17 protein-coding genes are annotated in these 15,360 nt (G+C 32.8%); 11 read left to right on the top strand and 6 right to left on the bottom strand.

All coding sequences use genetic code 11. The annotated features are described in order from the left end of the window. Positions 1-256: 256 nt before the first annotated feature. The 11 genes from CDZ92_RS11625 to CDZ92_RS11575 all read left to right on the top strand — a co-directional run bounded on the left by CDZ92_RS11625 (position 257) and on the right by CDZ92_RS11575 (position 9,681). Entirely contained in the window at positions 257-1,096 is an 840-nt protein-coding gene (locus CDZ92_RS11625) for a DUF2785 domain-containing protein (protein ID WP_096155401.1), read from the top strand. A gap of 35 nt (positions 1,097-1,131) precedes the next feature. Beyond that, positions 1,132-1,599 (top strand): GNAT family N-acetyltransferase, encoded by a 468-nt coding sequence (locus tag CDZ92_RS11620; RefSeq protein ID WP_096155400.1) that lies wholly within the window; start codon positions 1,132-1,134, stop codon positions 1,597-1,599. Positions 1,600-1,913: 314 nt separating this feature from the next. Beyond that, a complete protein-coding gene (locus tag CDZ92_RS11615) occupies positions 1,914-2,390 on the top strand; it encodes a DUF2975 domain-containing protein (RefSeq protein WP_096156986.1) in 477 nt (158 codons plus the stop codon). Between the two features lie 9 nt (positions 2,391-2,399). Next, positions 2,400-2,609 (top strand): helix-turn-helix domain-containing protein, encoded by a 210-nt coding sequence (locus CDZ92_RS11610; RefSeq protein ID WP_096155399.1) that lies wholly within the window; start codon positions 2,400-2,402, stop codon positions 2,607-2,609. Positions 2,610-2,651: 42 nt separating this feature from the next. After that, a complete protein-coding gene (locus CDZ92_RS11605) occupies positions 2,652-3,083 on the top strand; it encodes a hypothetical protein (protein ID WP_096155398.1) in 432 nt (143 codons plus the stop codon). A 100-nt stretch (positions 3,084-3,183) separates the two neighbouring features. After that, positions 3,184-3,861: an HAD hydrolase-like protein gene (locus CDZ92_RS11600; protein WP_096155397.1), complete on the top strand. Its 678-nt coding sequence runs from the start codon at positions 3,184-3,186 to the stop codon at positions 3,859-3,861. A 460-nt stretch (positions 3,862-4,321) separates the two neighbouring features. After that, positions 4,322-5,020, top strand: a complete 699-nt coding sequence (locus tag CDZ92_RS11595; protein WP_096155396.1) for a class I SAM-dependent methyltransferase — start codon at positions 4,322-4,324, stop codon at positions 5,018-5,020. 22 nt (positions 5,021-5,042) lie between these two features. Next, on the top strand, positions 5,043-5,936 hold the full coding sequence (locus CDZ92_RS11590; RefSeq protein ID WP_096155395.1) for a phosphotransferase family protein: 894 nt from the start codon (positions 5,043-5,045) through the stop codon (positions 5,934-5,936). A 241-nt stretch (positions 5,937-6,177) separates the two neighbouring features. Beyond that, positions 6,178-7,287, top strand: coding sequence for a YVTN family beta-propeller repeat protein (locus tag CDZ92_RS11585; RefSeq protein WP_096155394.1), 1,110 nt, complete (start codon positions 6,178-6,180; stop codon positions 7,285-7,287). A gap of 187 nt (positions 7,288-7,474) precedes the next feature. Beyond that, positions 7,475-8,203, top strand: a complete 729-nt coding sequence (locus tag CDZ92_RS11580; RefSeq protein ID WP_096155393.1) for a cytochrome c biogenesis CcdA family protein — start codon at positions 7,475-7,477, stop codon at positions 8,201-8,203. Between the two features lie 176 nt (positions 8,204-8,379). Then, positions 8,380-9,681, top strand: a complete 1,302-nt coding sequence (locus tag CDZ92_RS11575; protein ID WP_096155392.1) for a cell wall-binding repeat-containing protein — start codon at positions 8,380-8,382, stop codon at positions 9,679-9,681. A gap of 279 nt (positions 9,682-9,960) precedes the next feature. Here CDZ92_RS11575 and CDZ92_RS11570 read toward each other — a convergent pair whose 3' ends face one another. The 6 genes from CDZ92_RS11570 to CDZ92_RS11545 form a co-directional block, all read right to left on the bottom strand. Continuing rightward, entirely contained in the window at positions 9,961-10,242 is a 282-nt protein-coding gene (locus CDZ92_RS11570; RefSeq protein ID WP_096155391.1) for a DUF4190 domain-containing protein, read from the bottom strand. Positions 10,243-10,337: 95 nt separating this feature from the next. After that, positions 10,338-10,604: a hypothetical protein gene (locus tag CDZ92_RS11565; RefSeq protein WP_096155390.1), complete on the bottom strand. Its 267-nt coding sequence runs from the start codon at positions 10,602-10,604 to the stop codon at positions 10,338-10,340. A gap of 148 nt (positions 10,605-10,752) precedes the next feature. After that, positions 10,753-11,256: a phosphoribosylanthranilate isomerase gene (locus tag CDZ92_RS11560; protein ID WP_096155389.1), complete on the bottom strand. Its 504-nt coding sequence runs from the start codon at positions 11,254-11,256 to the stop codon at positions 10,753-10,755. 115 nt (positions 11,257-11,371) lie between these two features. Next, the gene (locus CDZ92_RS11555; protein ID WP_096155388.1) at positions 11,372-11,767 is read right to left on the bottom strand and encodes a DUF6262 family protein; all 396 of its coding nucleotides are present in this window, start codon (positions 11,765-11,767) and stop codon (positions 11,372-11,374) included. Beyond that, complete coding sequence (locus CDZ92_RS11550) at positions 11,760-13,880, bottom strand: tyrosine-type recombinase/integrase (RefSeq protein ID WP_096155387.1); 2,121 nt, start codon at positions 13,878-13,880, stop codon at positions 11,760-11,762. The genes CDZ92_RS11555 and CDZ92_RS11550 overlap by 8 nt, the downstream gene beginning before the upstream one ends. Positions 13,881-13,901: 21 nt before the next feature. Beyond that, positions 13,902-15,071, bottom strand: a complete 1,170-nt coding sequence (locus CDZ92_RS11545) for a tyrosine-type recombinase/integrase (protein WP_096155386.1) — start codon at positions 15,069-15,071, stop codon at positions 13,902-13,904. Positions 15,072-15,360 lie beyond the last annotated feature (289 nt).

Raw genomic sequence — 15,360 nt, 5'->3', positions numbered from 1 at the left:
TAATTTTAGGAGAAGAGTATTTATTCAATAGGAAGTGTTTATGTCATCCTATTTAGCGGCGTAATAGTACTTTTAGTTGGAGTTTTTTGGATGTTTATTCAGTTACTCAATCTCTACCAAAGTCAGAGGATGTGACAGAAACTACGTTTATATAACTCCAAAAAATAGTATTGGCAAATTAAGAAACCTTAAGAAAATAGAGTGAATTTTATTTTTGGAGTAGCTAAAAGTATATTATTCGTAAAAGGTGATTAAAATGGAATTTAAATTACAACTTATTGAATTGAAAAACAAAGATCTGAAGTGTTTGAGCAATGAAGACTTAGATTTTTTGCTCGACAAAATGGTAGTTAATATCGGTTCTGTTGATCCCGAATTCAGAGATGAACTTATATATACAACATTTATTAGAGTAATCAATGAAGACGTATTAACAGTCAAACAATACCAATATTTATTAGAAGTCTGTTTGGATGATAATCATTTGTTCTACAAAATTGGAGAAAAGAACACAGATTCTGTATTTACACGTTCTTTTTCTTCTTTAGTCATTGCTGGGCTTTTATCGAAAGATAGACAACTAGGCTTGTTATCCGATAAAGATTACAAGAAATTATTTGATAGAAGTGTAAAATACCTAGAGAACGAACAGGATACAAGGGGTTATGTTGAAGAAAAAGGTTGGGCTCACAGTGTTGCACACGGAGCTGATTTACTGGTATCACTAGTAAGACATCCTAAATTTACAGAGAAAAACTGTAAGGAAGTTCTTAAGACATTACATAATTGTTTGTATAAGGATGCGACATATATTGATGATGAAGAAGAACGCTTAATTTTTGTTATAGAAGCCTTAATGGAGAAAAAAATGGATTATAAGAAAATCGAACAATGGATACTTCAAATTCTTCATGATCTTGAGTTTATTTTTAATAATGAGGGGTTTTCTAATAAATATTTTCGCACAAAATTCAATATTGCTAACTTCCTAAAGACGTTATATTTCAGAATCGGATTTATAAACGAAAAGAGTAGTTTAAGAGATTTAATAAATGATAGTTTGAAGGAACTTCATCAAAAGATATATAGTTCTTAGTTTGATTGAGGTAATAATGAATTCGGGGAGTGTAAATGAAATATATAATAAGATTGGCTAATGAAAATGACTTATCGGGTCTATGCAACATTAGAAATAATAAAGATTTATTCACAAATTATTTAAAGCAATTCGCGATAAAGGAAACATATTTGGCAATCGCTGAACAAAATGCACGTTTATTAGGGTCCGGAGTTCTTAAATTAAATGGTACGTTAATCCCTAAATTAAGTGATCTATACGTAAAAGAAGAATATCGTTGTAATGGTATAGGATCAGGTTTAATAAGGTATAGAGAAAATATTGCAAGAGACTTAGGGTATCATCAAATATTTGTAAGTGTTGATCCAGTAGAAAATCCTGAAATGATAAAATTAATAAAAAGACACGGTTACGAATCTATTTCAGACCAATACTTAAAAAAAGCAATTTTTTATAACGATGATGGTACTACTTATGAAAAAACCTATACAAGAATCGATTTGAAAAAGATGTTGAACTAACCAGAGTTAATCTTTGGTCAAAAAAGGATATTTATTATTGTAGCCTGGTAAGCCTGAAATTCAATAGAATTACAGTTTTTTAAAATGAAGGTATTTGGTTACATCAGCTACTTTACAACCAGAGGTCTTAATAAACTTTTAAAAGAGTGAAGTTCCATGCGAACTTCACTTTATTTATATATATATCATTGATTTTTAAACGGGGATTTAGCTTGAGAAGTAAAAAAATTATTAAAATATAATAAAAATTTATTGTAAAACAATAAAAATTAAATTATAGTTAAATTATGGAATAGGAAGGGATGTGTTTGAATATGGAACGAGGAACAACAATGTTTTTAAAGGGAGCGGTTTTTCTGATTGGAATTACTGTAGCTAGTTTATGTGTCTTTTGGCTACCAAACTTAGCAAAAAACACAGCAGAAATGTTCCCAGAGTATGCTTTTTTACAGTATCCTGTATTACTTGGTTTGTATGCAACGTCGGTTCCATTTTTCTTTGCTTTGTATCAGTCTTTAATACTCTTAAAGTTAATTGAAAAGAATAATGCTTTCTCGTTAGGAGCTGTTATGTCGTTAAAATATATAAAGCTATGTGCAACTGTAATCAGTAGCTTATATATATTGGGGAGTCTTTATCTATTATTGCAAAATGCTTTACACCCTGGAATTGCAATTATTGGATTAACGATTATCTTTGCATCTTATGTTATTGCCGTTTTCTCAGCTGTTCTACAAAAGTTATTAAAGAGCGCCATAGATATTAAAACAGAAAATGATCTGACGGTCTGAGGTGAGACAATGGCGATTATTATAAATATTGATGTTATGTTAGCAAAAAGAAAAATGAGTGTAACAGAATTATCGGAAAGAGTAGGGATTACAATGGCAAATCTTTCTATCCTTAAGAATGGAAAAGCAAAGGCTATACGTCTTTCCACGTTAGAAGCTATTTGTAAGGCATTGGATTGTCAACCTGGGGATCTTCTTGAATACAGACCTGAAAAGTAAACTTAGGTATCAAGGAGATTTTTTAATGGAAGGGGAATAAATATGAAGCAAATACTTGGAAATTTATTTATTTTCTTTCTGTGTATTCAAGTAATAGGGTGTAGTAATACGCAAGAAACCACTATACCTCATGAGAATACTTTCATAATAAACTTTATTAATAAATCTGATATTGAATTCCAAGGTTTGGAAGTTTCTTATAATCAAAATGATACGTATAGAGGTTCTGTAAACATAGAGAATGCAAGTAAGAAGGAAAAGGTGAAAAAAGGAGATAGTATATCACTAGAATTTAATAAGAATAATTTCATGTTGAATGAAGAAGTCGAGTTTAAAGTAACTGTTCTTATAGACACAGGAGTAAATGAAAAAATAACTATCAGTTCACCAATATCAACAATGCTAGCCTCTTTGAAAAGTATTTACTATCTAGAGATTAGCGGTGAAGATAAGAACAGTTTAACTATAAAATGAGAAAGACAACATTATAAATCTTAATAAATCAAAGAAAACAATGATAGACTAAAATGCTAAACCTATACATCTTTTAACTTTTAATAGGAGGAGAAAAACAATGTTACAATCAATGATTTTTGATATGGACGGAACATTGTTTCAAACAGATAAAATTTTAGAGTTATCACTTGATGAAACTTTTAAATACTTACGTTCACTAGATTTGTGGGATACTGTTACGCCGATTGAAAAGTACCGTGAAATCATGGGTGTACCTTTACCAAAAGTTTGGGAAACATTACTCCCTAATCATTCTGTTGAAGTAAGAAAACAAACAGATCTTTATTTTCTAGAAAGACTAATAGAAAATATAAAAAGCGGTAAAGGTGCCCTTTACCCAAATGTAAAAGCTATTTTTGATTACTTAGTAGAAAACAATATTTCTATTTTTGTAGCAAGTAATGGTCTGGTTCCATATTTACAAACAATTGTAAATTATTATCATTTAGAAGATTGGATTACTGAAACATTCAGTATTCAACAAATTGAAACACTCAATAAAGGAGATTTAGTTAGGACAATAATAAATAAGTACGATATTAAATATGCAGCAGTAGTTGGTGACCGACTTTCTGATATAAATGCAGCTAAAGATAATGGACTAATTGCAATAGGGTGTGATTTTGATTTTGCACTAGAAGAAGAACTCGCTCAGGCAGATTATGTAATTGATAACCTGATGGAGTTAAAAACAATATTATTTACTAAGGAAAAAGTAAACGCTAGTGAAAAATGAGTCCAGTAAAAATTGAATGTTAGACTTTTTTAGGATGAGTTGTAAATTGTGTAAATTAATTATGTTTGAACAAGCTTTAGCCACTGATTATTGAGTGGCTAATTTCTATTTATATCGCAACTTAAAATTATTTACTTAGGTAGATTAATCAGCCGGACTCGAGTTATTACATGAATATTACAATTGTTACTAATGAAAAATCATTGACTTTATTTGCGAAGCTCTTATTTTAAAGAAATGATATATTAGAGAGTTTTTACTAAGTGCAAATAGTATAGGAATTAAAATGAATAATTTCATCACTACAACTGCATTAGACAGTTTACAAGCTAAACTGAAGTGGTTTTGAAGTTTTCAATGTGTTAATAAGTAAAGATAATATAATGTTGATGTAACAAAGGAGATGGAGGCTTTTGGTAAAATAAAATTATACATTTTTTTGATAAAAGGGGAACTTTGGATGGGGAGAGCTATTTTAAATTATGAAGATTTATTATTATTGTTAGATGATTTTCTGAGAGAACCAAAGGGGTTTTGGGAAGAGTTTTATGAAGATAGAAATAAAGAAATTCCGTTCTTCCAGATTAAAGATCCCGATGAAAACTTAGTGGAATATTTTGAGAAGGGTAACAACCCGAATCGAGTCTTAGAGATTGGTTGTGGTCCTGGTAGGAACGCTGTTTATATGGCAAAGCGTGGCTGTGATGTAGATGCTATAGATATTGCGGACAATGCTATCGAATGGGCGAAAGAAAGAGCATCAGAAGAAGGGATGAAAATTAACTTCCAATGCTCGTCCCTGTTTAATTTTGAGTATGAACCGAATACATATGATTTTATTTACGATTGTGGTTTGCTACACCATTTAGCTCCACATCGTCGCATTACATATCTAGAAATAATAAAGAAAGCACTTAAGAAGAATGGCCACTTTGGACTTGTATGCTTTAATGAAAAAGGTGCATTAAATACATCGGACTGGGATATTTACAAGGATGGTAGCTTGAAAAGAGGAATAGGATATTCACAGGAAAGACTAAGAGAAATTTTCTCGAAAGATTTTAATATCATTGATTTTAGAAATATGAAAAAGATAAACCAGCCTAGTGAAAAATTTGGAGAAAATTTCTTATGGGTTAGTTTAATGCAATTAAAATAATAACTTCAAAGGGTTTGTTAAGGTGAAATTAAATAAAAGAATAGAAGGAATTAGACAAAGAATATTAACTGTACTTTATACCTTTCCAGAATGGAACATACAACAAGTTACCTATGTAGGGAGTGGTGTTGTAAATGCAGTTTTTCTCGTCAAAGAAAAAAATTTAGGAATGCTAGCTGTAAGGACACCTTGGAATATAGAGGGTGACTTAGATAAAGCTTATTCGCTAAAAAAAGAAGCAGAAATTGCTCGTCATTGCTTTAAATATAATATTCCAGTACCAAAAGTTCATAAGCTGATTTTAAGCGAAGAGATTAGTTTTTTAGTATCTGATTTTGTATCAGGAGATGATAGCAGTGTTTCATCTTTTGATATTGGACAACTCGTTTCCAACATACATAATGTACCCATAGACGACTTAAAGATTATTGATCAAAATAACCGTTCATTAAGTAATATTATTTCTCACAGAGTAACCGAGCGAAACAATGAGTTTAGTAAATTAACAAATAAGAAAGTTATGTTACCTAATACAGAAGAGTTAGAAGGTATTTTAAACAAAGCTGATTCCATCCATTCCCTTTTACACCTTGATGTTAGACCACCAAACATTATTGCAGCTAATGGTAAGATCAAATCTATTATTGATTGGGATAATGCATTTATTGGTCATCCAATAATGGACTTAATGAGAATTTCTGAGACATGGGAGTTACATGGAGGAGATTTTCTAAAAGGTTACGGCAACGACAGTATTATAGAAAATACGGAAGAAGTCATACAACTAATATATCGATTAGACACTGCATTAATGCTAGTTATATTATTCCGTTCAATGATAAAGGATACTGAAAAAGCAAATTACTATATGAAAAGAGTTGAGTTTTTGGGTACTAAGTTAAGTAAGAGTTTATAAATAGAGGAGGAAGCATATAGTATTTTGATTAAAAGGATAGAAGCGGACTCTGTTTGGATTGGATATATAAATCAAATACAGAAGTTTTGCAGTGCGATTTTGTACACAAACATGAAAAGAATGTACGTGAAATGGAATAAACCTCATTATTAGTTCCGTAGTTAGACACAGAAAATCATAAGTTTCTGCAAAGATTTTATGTAATATCATCTGTGTACTAACTAATAATGGGGGTTATGATATGAAGAAATGTATTATTACAGGATTGATATTATTGTTAAGTTTATTTTTAGCTGCGTGTGGTGGAGCAGTAAACTCAATTGAAAGCCCAAGTTTATCTCGTTCAACTGAGGTGGATCAAAAACAGGAGATAAAAGAATCTATCTTTTTCTATACTGCTGATGAAGGTGGTATTTCAAAAGTAGATGCGTTGACTAATAAACTAGTAGAAACAATAAAAATAGACGGCTCTGTTCATAACGTTCAAATATCACCTAACAATAAAATGATTGGAGGGGTTGTAGTACCTCTTGATAGTCATGGTGACCATGACGAAAGTGATGATTCACATAAACATGATGAGTATGAAACAAGTCATGAATCTAATGGAAAGGCTGTATTTTATGATGCATATACAAGCCAATTAATTAGAGAAGTGGAAGTCGGATCCCACCCTGCACATATTGTGTTTACCGAAGATAGTAAGTATGCAGTCGTATCGAATGATGGAGATAACAATGTATCAGTCATTGATCTTTCGTCTTATGAAGTCATAGGGACAATTACAACTGGAAATGGACCTCATGGCTTCAGAATCGCAAAAGATAGCCAAACTGTTTACATTGCCAATATGGGAGAAGATACAGTAAGTGTTTTGGATTTGAATAGTATGGATGAATTGAAGCGGATAAAGGTTGGAACTACACCAGTAACAACTGCTGTTACATCGGATGGGGAACTTCTTCTTGTAACGTTGAATACGGAAAACGCTCTAGCTATTGTTGATCTTTCCGATGATTCAGTTGAAGAAATAGCAGTAGGAGAGGGACCAGCTCAAGTCTATATACAATCAGATGATAAATATGCATTTGTAGCTAATCAAGGAACTGCAAAGAACCCATCTAACACGGTAACGAAAATAGATTTAGCTACAAGAGAAGTTGTTGCCACGATTGAAGTTGGAAAAGGTTCTCATGGAGTAGTAACAAGTGATGACAATAAATTTGTCTATGTGACGAATATGTACGAGAATACCGTTAGTGTTATTAATAACGACAATAACCAGGTAGTTGCTACTGTAAAAGTTGGAAAAGTACCAAATGGAATAACAGTTCAATCAATTACTAAATAAAGCAATTATTTGAATGAAAAAAACGCGGACTAATTCCGCGTTTTTTCATTTTTCATTTTTACTAATCGTATTACATTTTAAAAACACTTGGAAAGTATGTTCCAAATTCCAATTCGCCTCTAACAATACATGCAAACTTTCTGCACATTTTCTTGGTACTATAAAAATAAAAAAGGAGGGTGTTAATTTGTACAATATTTTTAGCCAGTTTAGTAGCATGATATCGCAACCATTCTTAAACATGGCTTCGACCTTTGAACATTTCCCCCTACTTTTCGCCCTACTTTTAGGAGTTGTTGGGGCATTGGTCCCTTGTCAGTTAACGGCTAACATTAGTGCAGTAACGATCTATGGAAATCAGTCTCTTCAAAATAAGGTAAGGTGGAAGGAACTAAGTAGTTTTGTTTTAGGAAAAGTAGTAGCTTTCTCCCTACTAGGAGTAATTGTATGGATCATTGGAACAGATTTACAAAATAATTTAACTTTTATTTTTCCATGGATTCGTAAGTTAATAGGTCCATTATTAATTTTTGTAGGACTAGTCTTAATAGGAGTCTTCAAGTGGAATAGAACATTTCATTTGTGGAAAAAATCAAAAGCTACAAAACGAACTACCACTTTTGGTGCGTTTTTCTTAGGGTTTAGTTTTTCACTAGCTTTTTGTCCAACTATGTTCGTCATATACTTTCTGACTCTTATTCCTGTAACAATCATTACTCCATACGGCTTTTTACTTCCTTCAGTATTTGCCATTGGTACTGCCATTCCACTAATCGTATTTATTCTTCTTTTATGGAGTTTAGGGGGGGAAGGGTGGTTAATAAAAAAGGGGAGGTCTTGGGGCACTATTGTTCAAAAGACAGGAGGGGGCTTATTAATCCTTATTGGAATATTAGACACAATTACTTATTGGTAATTTTACTACAAAGCTTACAGATTATTATTAATTAAAGAATAGAAGGATTCTTTGTATTTTTTGTGAATTATGTGATGGAACTGTTATTATAGTACACAATAAACATAATACTGCATACTTTCTGCAAAAAAATTGGTTAGTATTTGAGTGAGAAAATAAATTAGGAGGTTTTTTTAATGAAGAAAAAGTTTTTCTTACTGATTGTTTCAGTTGCAGCTATCTTGTTACTAGCTGCATGTACAAATAACGAACCAATGAACCATGATAATATGGATCATAATGACATGGATCATGAAAATATGGAGGAACAGGAACATCAAGATCATGGAGAGGATGCAGCATCTAACGACATAGATAGAGATGGGTTTGCTCAAGCACCAACAAACTTTAATAAGAATGCTTCAGATAATTTACTGAGCCTAAACACCAAGAATATCACTCGTCTGAACACAAATGATCCAATAGAAGCGGCAGTGCTTGCTTCACAAACAACCTTTCCGTCAACTCATGAAGAAAATCAACCAGGGACCGTTATTTTAGTACCGGTAAATGAATGGCAATTAGGTTTGGCATCTGCAAATTTAATACACCACCCAAATAATGGTCCAATACTTTTTATTTCAGAAAATGAGATTCCAGCTTTAACGAAAAATGAGTTAACTCGATTAAATCCAATCGGCAATGTGGAAGGAACACAAGTTATGGTAATGGGAGATGTCAGCGAGTCAGTCCTTTCGGAATTAGATGACTATCAAGTTGAAACCATTCAAGGAAGTGATTATGCTAAATTTGCTGCAAGTGTCGATGAAAAATTCGCCAATGTTGTTGGTGGGAATTATCCAGAAAGTGTAATTGTTGTGTCATCTGATGAAGAGGCGAAATTATTCTCTCTTGTTGCAGCAAATTGGATTGCTCATATGAACGAATCTATCTTATATGTTTCAAAAGATGATATACCAGAGGCGACAATAGAAGCATTAACGAAAAGAAATAATGCCAACATTTATCTTCTTGGACCTGAAAGCATTCTATCTTCGGGATTAGAAAAAAAATTATCGGAATTTGGTAAAGTAACAAGGATTGCTGGAGAAAATCCTGTTACGACATCTATCTCATTTGCATCCTTTAAAGATAAAGATACGAGCTTTGGTTGGGGTCTTACAGAGCCCGGACATGGTGTCTCTTTTATTTCTACCCAAACACCTATATTGGCAATAGCAGGAGCACCGTTTTCCCATCTAGGTAAGCATGCTCCAGTTATCTGGTTAGAGGACGGAGAAGTAGAAGAACCTTTATACAAATTTTTAGCAACGATTAAACCTACCTTTACGGATGATCCTACACAAGGGTCTTATAATCATGGATTCATTCTTGGAACGATAAATGACGTTTCCTATCAAACTCAAGGAATTCTTGATGATAAATTAGAAATTGTATCTGCAAGCGGAGACGGTCATGGAGATCACGGCGGCCATTAAGAAATCAAAGCTACCATTCTGTTTTTATAAACAGGATGGTAGCTTCTATATTGGAAGGAGGAAAGATGTTTACTCTGTTAAGCAACTAATTCTGTTACCATGGAGAAACATATAAAATAACATAACTAGAAGACCAAATCAAATGCTTATATTTAGGTAAGATAAGTGAAATACTTGATATTAAAAGGACCACACATTTTAGACATATCTAATATGTGTGGTCCGATTTTATTGGCTTCTTCAACTAAAGCTACCCGTTAGCGTAATGTCTTTTTCCACTTAAGAAACTACTAATTTGAAATCTGTGGGAGTTAAAAATAATAAATGGATAATAATTATTATTAAAGGAATAGTTATTGCCAATGTATTACAGGTTAACCCCGCAATAGCAAATCCACGCCCTCTATGATTCGTCTTATGTATCTCTCTCAAACTTAAAAATCCTATAAAGAAACCGACAATAGCAATGACTAAAGAAAAGATAAAGCCAATTGGTGTTAAAAAAGTAAGTATAAATGAAACACTACCTAATATTAAAGAAATAATTCCTTTAGTGTTCATTGCGACCCTCCTCTGGTCAGGAATATAAATACATTTGAACTGCCTTCATGACAATTCCATCTTTCGCTCTAGCTCCCGATAGTTTAATAATTAGACTAACAATTTGTTTCTTCACCTTTTACTATTTTACCGCTTTGGTCATCTATATAATATGTGCCATATTCACAATCTGAGTCGATTTCCCATTTAACTATATACTGACCTCTTTTGTGGCTTACTGATTTTATTTTTATGTCCTTACGGTGGTGTTCAATAGCAATTGATTCTGCTTCTTTTTCTGTAATTTTCGGACTTGAATATTCACAGCCACTGGTTATGTAAAGGATAAAAACAAATGAAATAATAAACCCGATTTTTTTCATTTTCTAACCTCCAAATTATTTAAACGTTAGTTCATTATTATTAGATGTTTCGTATAAGTCGTTGTTCCACTAACCTGCTTCGTTAGTACAATAACTGCAACAGGAAAATGCCATACTCATTCTTGAAGAATAGCAACCCGTTAGGTTTTTAGCTAACACTAATCATACTTTTTAAGAAGTCTATCTTTCTAAAGTCTTTATTATTATTGTTATTCGCTCGATAACTGTCCTTGGATGAAGATTCGTAAACACTTAAATATTGGTTAGGATTTAGTAAATAATACTTTACATCTCCCATTTTTTGCATTTCTAAGTCTTCTAATTGTACTCCTGCGAAACTTGGCAAAGTGTCAATAATACCAAACTCTACTGATAATCCTTCTTTCGAGAACTCATGCTCATGTAAATCAATCAAACTATATTCCAACAAATTCATAATGTTCACTATATCATTCCAGTTATGTATATTTATTTCGGGCTGTACTTCCCAACCTCTTTCATCACCAGGCACATGAATATCTAAGTCTTGTGCATCCCAACTCTTTCCTGTAATGACCTCTAAACCAACCGAACCCATTAATAATGGAATTATATCAATATCGTTTAGTTTTTTTGCAATTTTAATAAACTCTTCAAACTTATGTTTGTCCATTTGCCCCTCCATTTTTGCTTTATTTCACCATGCTTCTTCAACTCTACTGTCTTATACTTCAACATTAAAGCCATACTTCCTTCTTGAAGTATGGCTCCGTTAGTTGAACAAGGATTTAAATCTTCGCAAAGTAATCAGACAGCTTTTCTTTTTCTTGTTCACGTAATTGTTTATTTTCCTTTTCCAGTTGTTTATTCTTTTTCTCCAATTTTTCGATCCTTCTTTTAAGAGAAGCAACTACGGCGTTGTAATTATTTTCATCACGCTTGATATTAGACTCCACAAAGGCTTCTTCTTGTTGTTTCCGAAGGAAATCAATACGTTCTTTAAGCTCTATGTGGTTGTAAAGCGTCGCTTTAGCTACACCTGCTTCTTTAGCTACGCTATTAAAGTTAATTGCATTTGCCCTCTTTGTAAGGCGTTTTATCGCTTCTTCAACCTTATCTTTGGTTTTCTGCTTACGTTGCTTGTGCAATTGCTTTATTTGCTCCTCACGGTCAAAATCAGCCATGTTTAACACCTTTCTTTTTCTTACTTTCGTATTTTCTCTTCATACGGTCAAAACGCCCAAAGATGACATTCCCACTCTTGATTGTCTCATAAATATTTTGATATCTCTCCAAGTTTTTTTCATTTGCTTTTACCATCTCTTCCCGACCATACTCTTTTGCGACTTGAATATTTTTGGTAACAGACTCAATGAGTAGTTCATATTTTTTTACGTCAAAACTATCCATTCCAACAGCTAAATCAAAGCAAGGCTTGCCGTCGTTTGCAGTGAGACATGGGGGTTCTGCTGCTAAAGGACAATTCCCATTGACTCGAGCACGACAAGTCCCGTAAGGGTTATCCAATGCGTTTAGTTTCTCATCTTTCCACATCATGTCTAAAACATCTTCAGGGATGTCTTCTGCTTCTGATACCTGATGAATTTCTCCATTAAGGTCGAATGTAAATACACCTTGTTTAACAACCTTTTCGAACTCTTTTCTTTTTGTATCATCCAATAGACGGGCATATCGCATCGTCATTTCAGGGGAAGAATGAGCCAATAGCTCCTGCACCGTTAAGATATCAGCACCACCATTCAACATCTTTACCGCATATGTGTGCCTAAACTGGTGGCTTTTAAAATGAAAGACATTTCCCATTTCATCTTTTATGTTTTTTTTGATTGCTAATTCATTAAGTTTATCTTGAACCCACCTCTGCGAAAAAGGTCTTCCTTTTCTAGCGCCACGGTACCGAACGAAAATATATTTATTAAGATTGTTATCATCATTGCTGAGTTCCTTGGAATTGTGTATTAAAACAGCTACCATATTGGCTAATTGTTCATCAATTGGAATTTTATGACCCTTAACATTCGTTTTTTCAATATCTGTTTGGATAGAATACTTACCATTTAAACGAACTAAACAATCCTGTGTTAACCCTAATACATCGCTGATACGCAATCCAGTCTTGAAAGAAACCCATACAACAGGTTGAACATCTTGATGGAGGTAGTTCATATTATTAAATAATTGCTCTAACACATGATCAGGAATGTAATCAATATCATCATCTGATTTTTTTTCTAGATTGGGATAATCCTCAGAATAAAGTAATTTAACAGTTGGTTTATCAGGTGCAATGTTGTAATCAAAGCGCTGAGTATCTTTCAAAAAGGTATATACACATTTTATATCATTATAAATAAATGCTTTCGGATTTTTTGAATTATTCCGCGCATATAAATGCAGCTTCTTTAAATACTCCTCAACATGCTGTCTTGTGAGATTATTTAAGTGATTCCATTTTGGCTCTAACTCTATAATAATATTAAAAAACCTTTTCACAGTATTAGCATAGTTGTAAGCTGTACCCCAAGAAAAGTGTTTACCACCTAATAATCTTGTTCGGATATATTTTTTTAGATACTCTTTAAATACTAAATTTTTCATGTCAGTAAAATCAATATAATTAGAGTTGCTAGATTTATTATAAGGGATTCCATATTTTTCATTTAAAACTCTGATATCCCATTTTTCTTTTTCCCATTCCTCACGAGTATCTGTTAAATTAAATAAATTGCTCCAAATATAACGAAAAAAATTGGCATTTTCTGATTTAATTTCATATTGAGTTTGTTGAATACTTTTTCTTACCCTTACTGTCTTAATGCCGTTTTTGTTGAGCCAGTGAATCCATGCCTTTTCAGTTCTTTCAATATCTAAATCAAGTATAGAATAGAGTTCTGGGTACTTATAACTAAGAAACTCAATCAAGTGATTTATCATTACACTATATGAGTTAAATAAAGTATGTAAACTCCATTGGTCACTAAATAGTTTGTTATAAAAAACAAACTTAAGTTCTAAACAAACAGTTTGACTTACACTATTAAATTTTAGGGTTTTATTCATTGTTTGTTCTTTTAGTTGTTCTGCGAAATCAGGAATTAGACCAATATCAATTACATTCCAAACATCATTGACGAGAAAATAATCATCATTCACAACTCTTCTTGTTACTTTTCCATCAGGGGATATATCCTTAACCTCGTAAGAGGAGAGGTTGGATGTGATTAAGTCCCAATATTCACTTTTTGGAATTGGATGGGTAGCTACGATTTTTTTCAAAGGCTTTCCTCCTAAAATAGTTTAAAACGGAACTGCTTCATCAGGAATATCTGATCGGAAGTCTTCCTCTCTACTTCTCCCAATTTCAAAGGCATGGGAAGCTTTCTCCCAATCTTTACGGATGTCATCTTCAGAAGGGTGGACGTATAGGTTTATCGTTGTTTGTATTTGGGCATGTCCTAAACGTTCTTGGACCATTTTAATATTCTTAGTTTCAAGATAATAAATGGTACCATGAGTGTGACGAAACATATGTGGAGTTATGTGTATCCCCGTTTTTCTTTCAATCTCTTTGAAGGTGGCATAAACATCTGAATAGGTAAGGGGTTGTCCAGCATTCTTTCCCCAAACCTTTACAAACACAAAGTTATGGTCTGGATTATATTCATCAACTACTTCATACAAATAATCGTCATATAAATCCATAAGCCCCTGAGAAATATCTAACCTGCGTTCTCCCGTCTTTAACTTACCGCCGTTTGGCAATTCGCCTCTATCCTTCAATTGGATTTTGTGCTTTCTTTGTTTGGCATCAAAATGAAAATCCTCAAGAAATAGGGAGAGGACTTCTCCTATACGCAATCCACTCTCAAAAAGTAATCGAACCAAGAATCGATCCCTAATGTTTGTAGTAGATTGATAGATTTCATTGACTTGTTCTTTAGAAAACACATTTACTTTTTCTCTTGGTTCATCTAATTTAAGGATATTTTTATTAACTGGCTTACCTTCATTTACATGATGCAAGAAACCCTTGTATCCATTACCGCCAGCACCTACAAACATCTTCTTCATTAGTTTTTCAACAATATTAGAATCAATTAACTCATTTCGATAAAGGTAATCATAAAATGATGTAACCACTGTTAAGTAATTGTTGACTGTTCTTTCACTACGCTTCGGTTTCAATTTTTTATGTGGTGTTACTTTATTATTCTCATACGGATTTCTTAACCAAGCAATAAAGTTAGATAACTTCTCAAAGCTCACATTTTGATAATCGATCCCTATTTGTTCCAAGTAAGTAAAGTAAAATTTCAAAGCAGTACAATAGGTTTGTAAAGTATTGCTGCTACTCTCTCTGTTATGTAGGTATTTCATATACTTTGCAACAGGTTCAACTGGCAATCCATCTGTACCAATTAGGAGATATGCCTTTCTATTGCCAACAAGTATTTGTTCAACTCTCAAGAAAACACCCCCATCAATTATTATCTTTAGTAGTGCCTCTACCTGAAATGCATGCCGTTATTCTTGTTTTAAGGTCCTCGAAACTATCGTTTCTGCGGAGTGCTATCCTCGCACCGAGGCTACATCCCCTAAGATACAAACAAACGTTCTTATTCCATGATTACATATTATACTTTTTATACCATGTTTGCAACCACTATTTTTTCAGTCAATTATGTAAATAAAAAAGGATAATTAGCCCTTATATTAGACTAACTATCCTATGAATTATTATCTAAATTTAAGCATT

It is taken from the genome of Bacillus sp. FJAT-45066, from assembly GCF_002335755.1.
Taxonomy (GTDB): domain Bacteria; phylum Bacillota; class Bacilli; order Bacillales; family Bacillaceae_I; genus Bacillus_CD; species Bacillus_CD alkalisoli.
The sequence above is the reverse complement of the archived record's forward strand: the minus strand, read 5'-3'. Positions and strand labels throughout refer to the sequence as shown.

Coding starts and splice junctions, on each gene's coding strand:
- CDZ92_RS11605 (WP_096155398.1), top strand. CDS start 2,652: ATGAAGCAAATACTTGGAAATTTATTTATTTTCTTTCTGTGTATTCAA.
- CDZ92_RS11565 (WP_096155390.1), bottom strand. CDS start 10,604: ATGAAAAAAATCGGGTTTATTATTTCATTTGTTTTTATCCTTTACATA.
- CDZ92_RS11610 (WP_096155399.1), top strand. CDS start 2,400: ATGGCGATTATTATAAATATTGATGTTATGTTAGCAAAAAGAAAAATG.
- CDZ92_RS11600 (WP_096155397.1), top strand. CDS start 3,184: ATGTTACAATCAATGATTTTTGATATGGACGGAACATTGTTTCAAACA.
- CDZ92_RS11615 (WP_096156986.1), top strand. CDS start 1,914: ATGGAACGAGGAACAACAATGTTTTTAAAGGGAGCGGTTTTTCTGATT.
- CDZ92_RS11555 (WP_096155388.1), bottom strand. CDS start 11,767: ATGGCTGATTTTGACCGTGAGGAGCAAATAAAGCAATTGCACAAGCAA.
- CDZ92_RS11575 (WP_096155392.1), top strand. CDS start 8,380: ATGAAGAAAAAGTTTTTCTTACTGATTGTTTCAGTTGCAGCTATCTTG.
- CDZ92_RS11620 (WP_096155400.1), top strand. CDS start 1,132: ATGAAATATATAATAAGATTGGCTAATGAAAATGACTTATCGGGTCTA.
- CDZ92_RS11570 (WP_096155391.1), bottom strand. CDS start 10,242: ATGAACACTAAAGGAATTATTTCTTTAATATTAGGTAGTGTTTCATTT.
- CDZ92_RS11595 (WP_096155396.1), top strand. CDS start 4,322: ATGGGGAGAGCTATTTTAAATTATGAAGATTTATTATTATTGTTAGAT.
- CDZ92_RS11585 (WP_096155394.1), top strand. CDS start 6,178: ATGAAGAAATGTATTATTACAGGATTGATATTATTGTTAAGTTTATTT.
- CDZ92_RS11560 (WP_096155389.1), bottom strand. CDS start 11,256: ATGGACAAACATAAGTTTGAAGAGTTTATTAAAATTGCAAAAAAACTA.
- CDZ92_RS11625 (WP_096155401.1), top strand. CDS start 257: ATGGAATTTAAATTACAACTTATTGAATTGAAAAACAAAGATCTGAAG.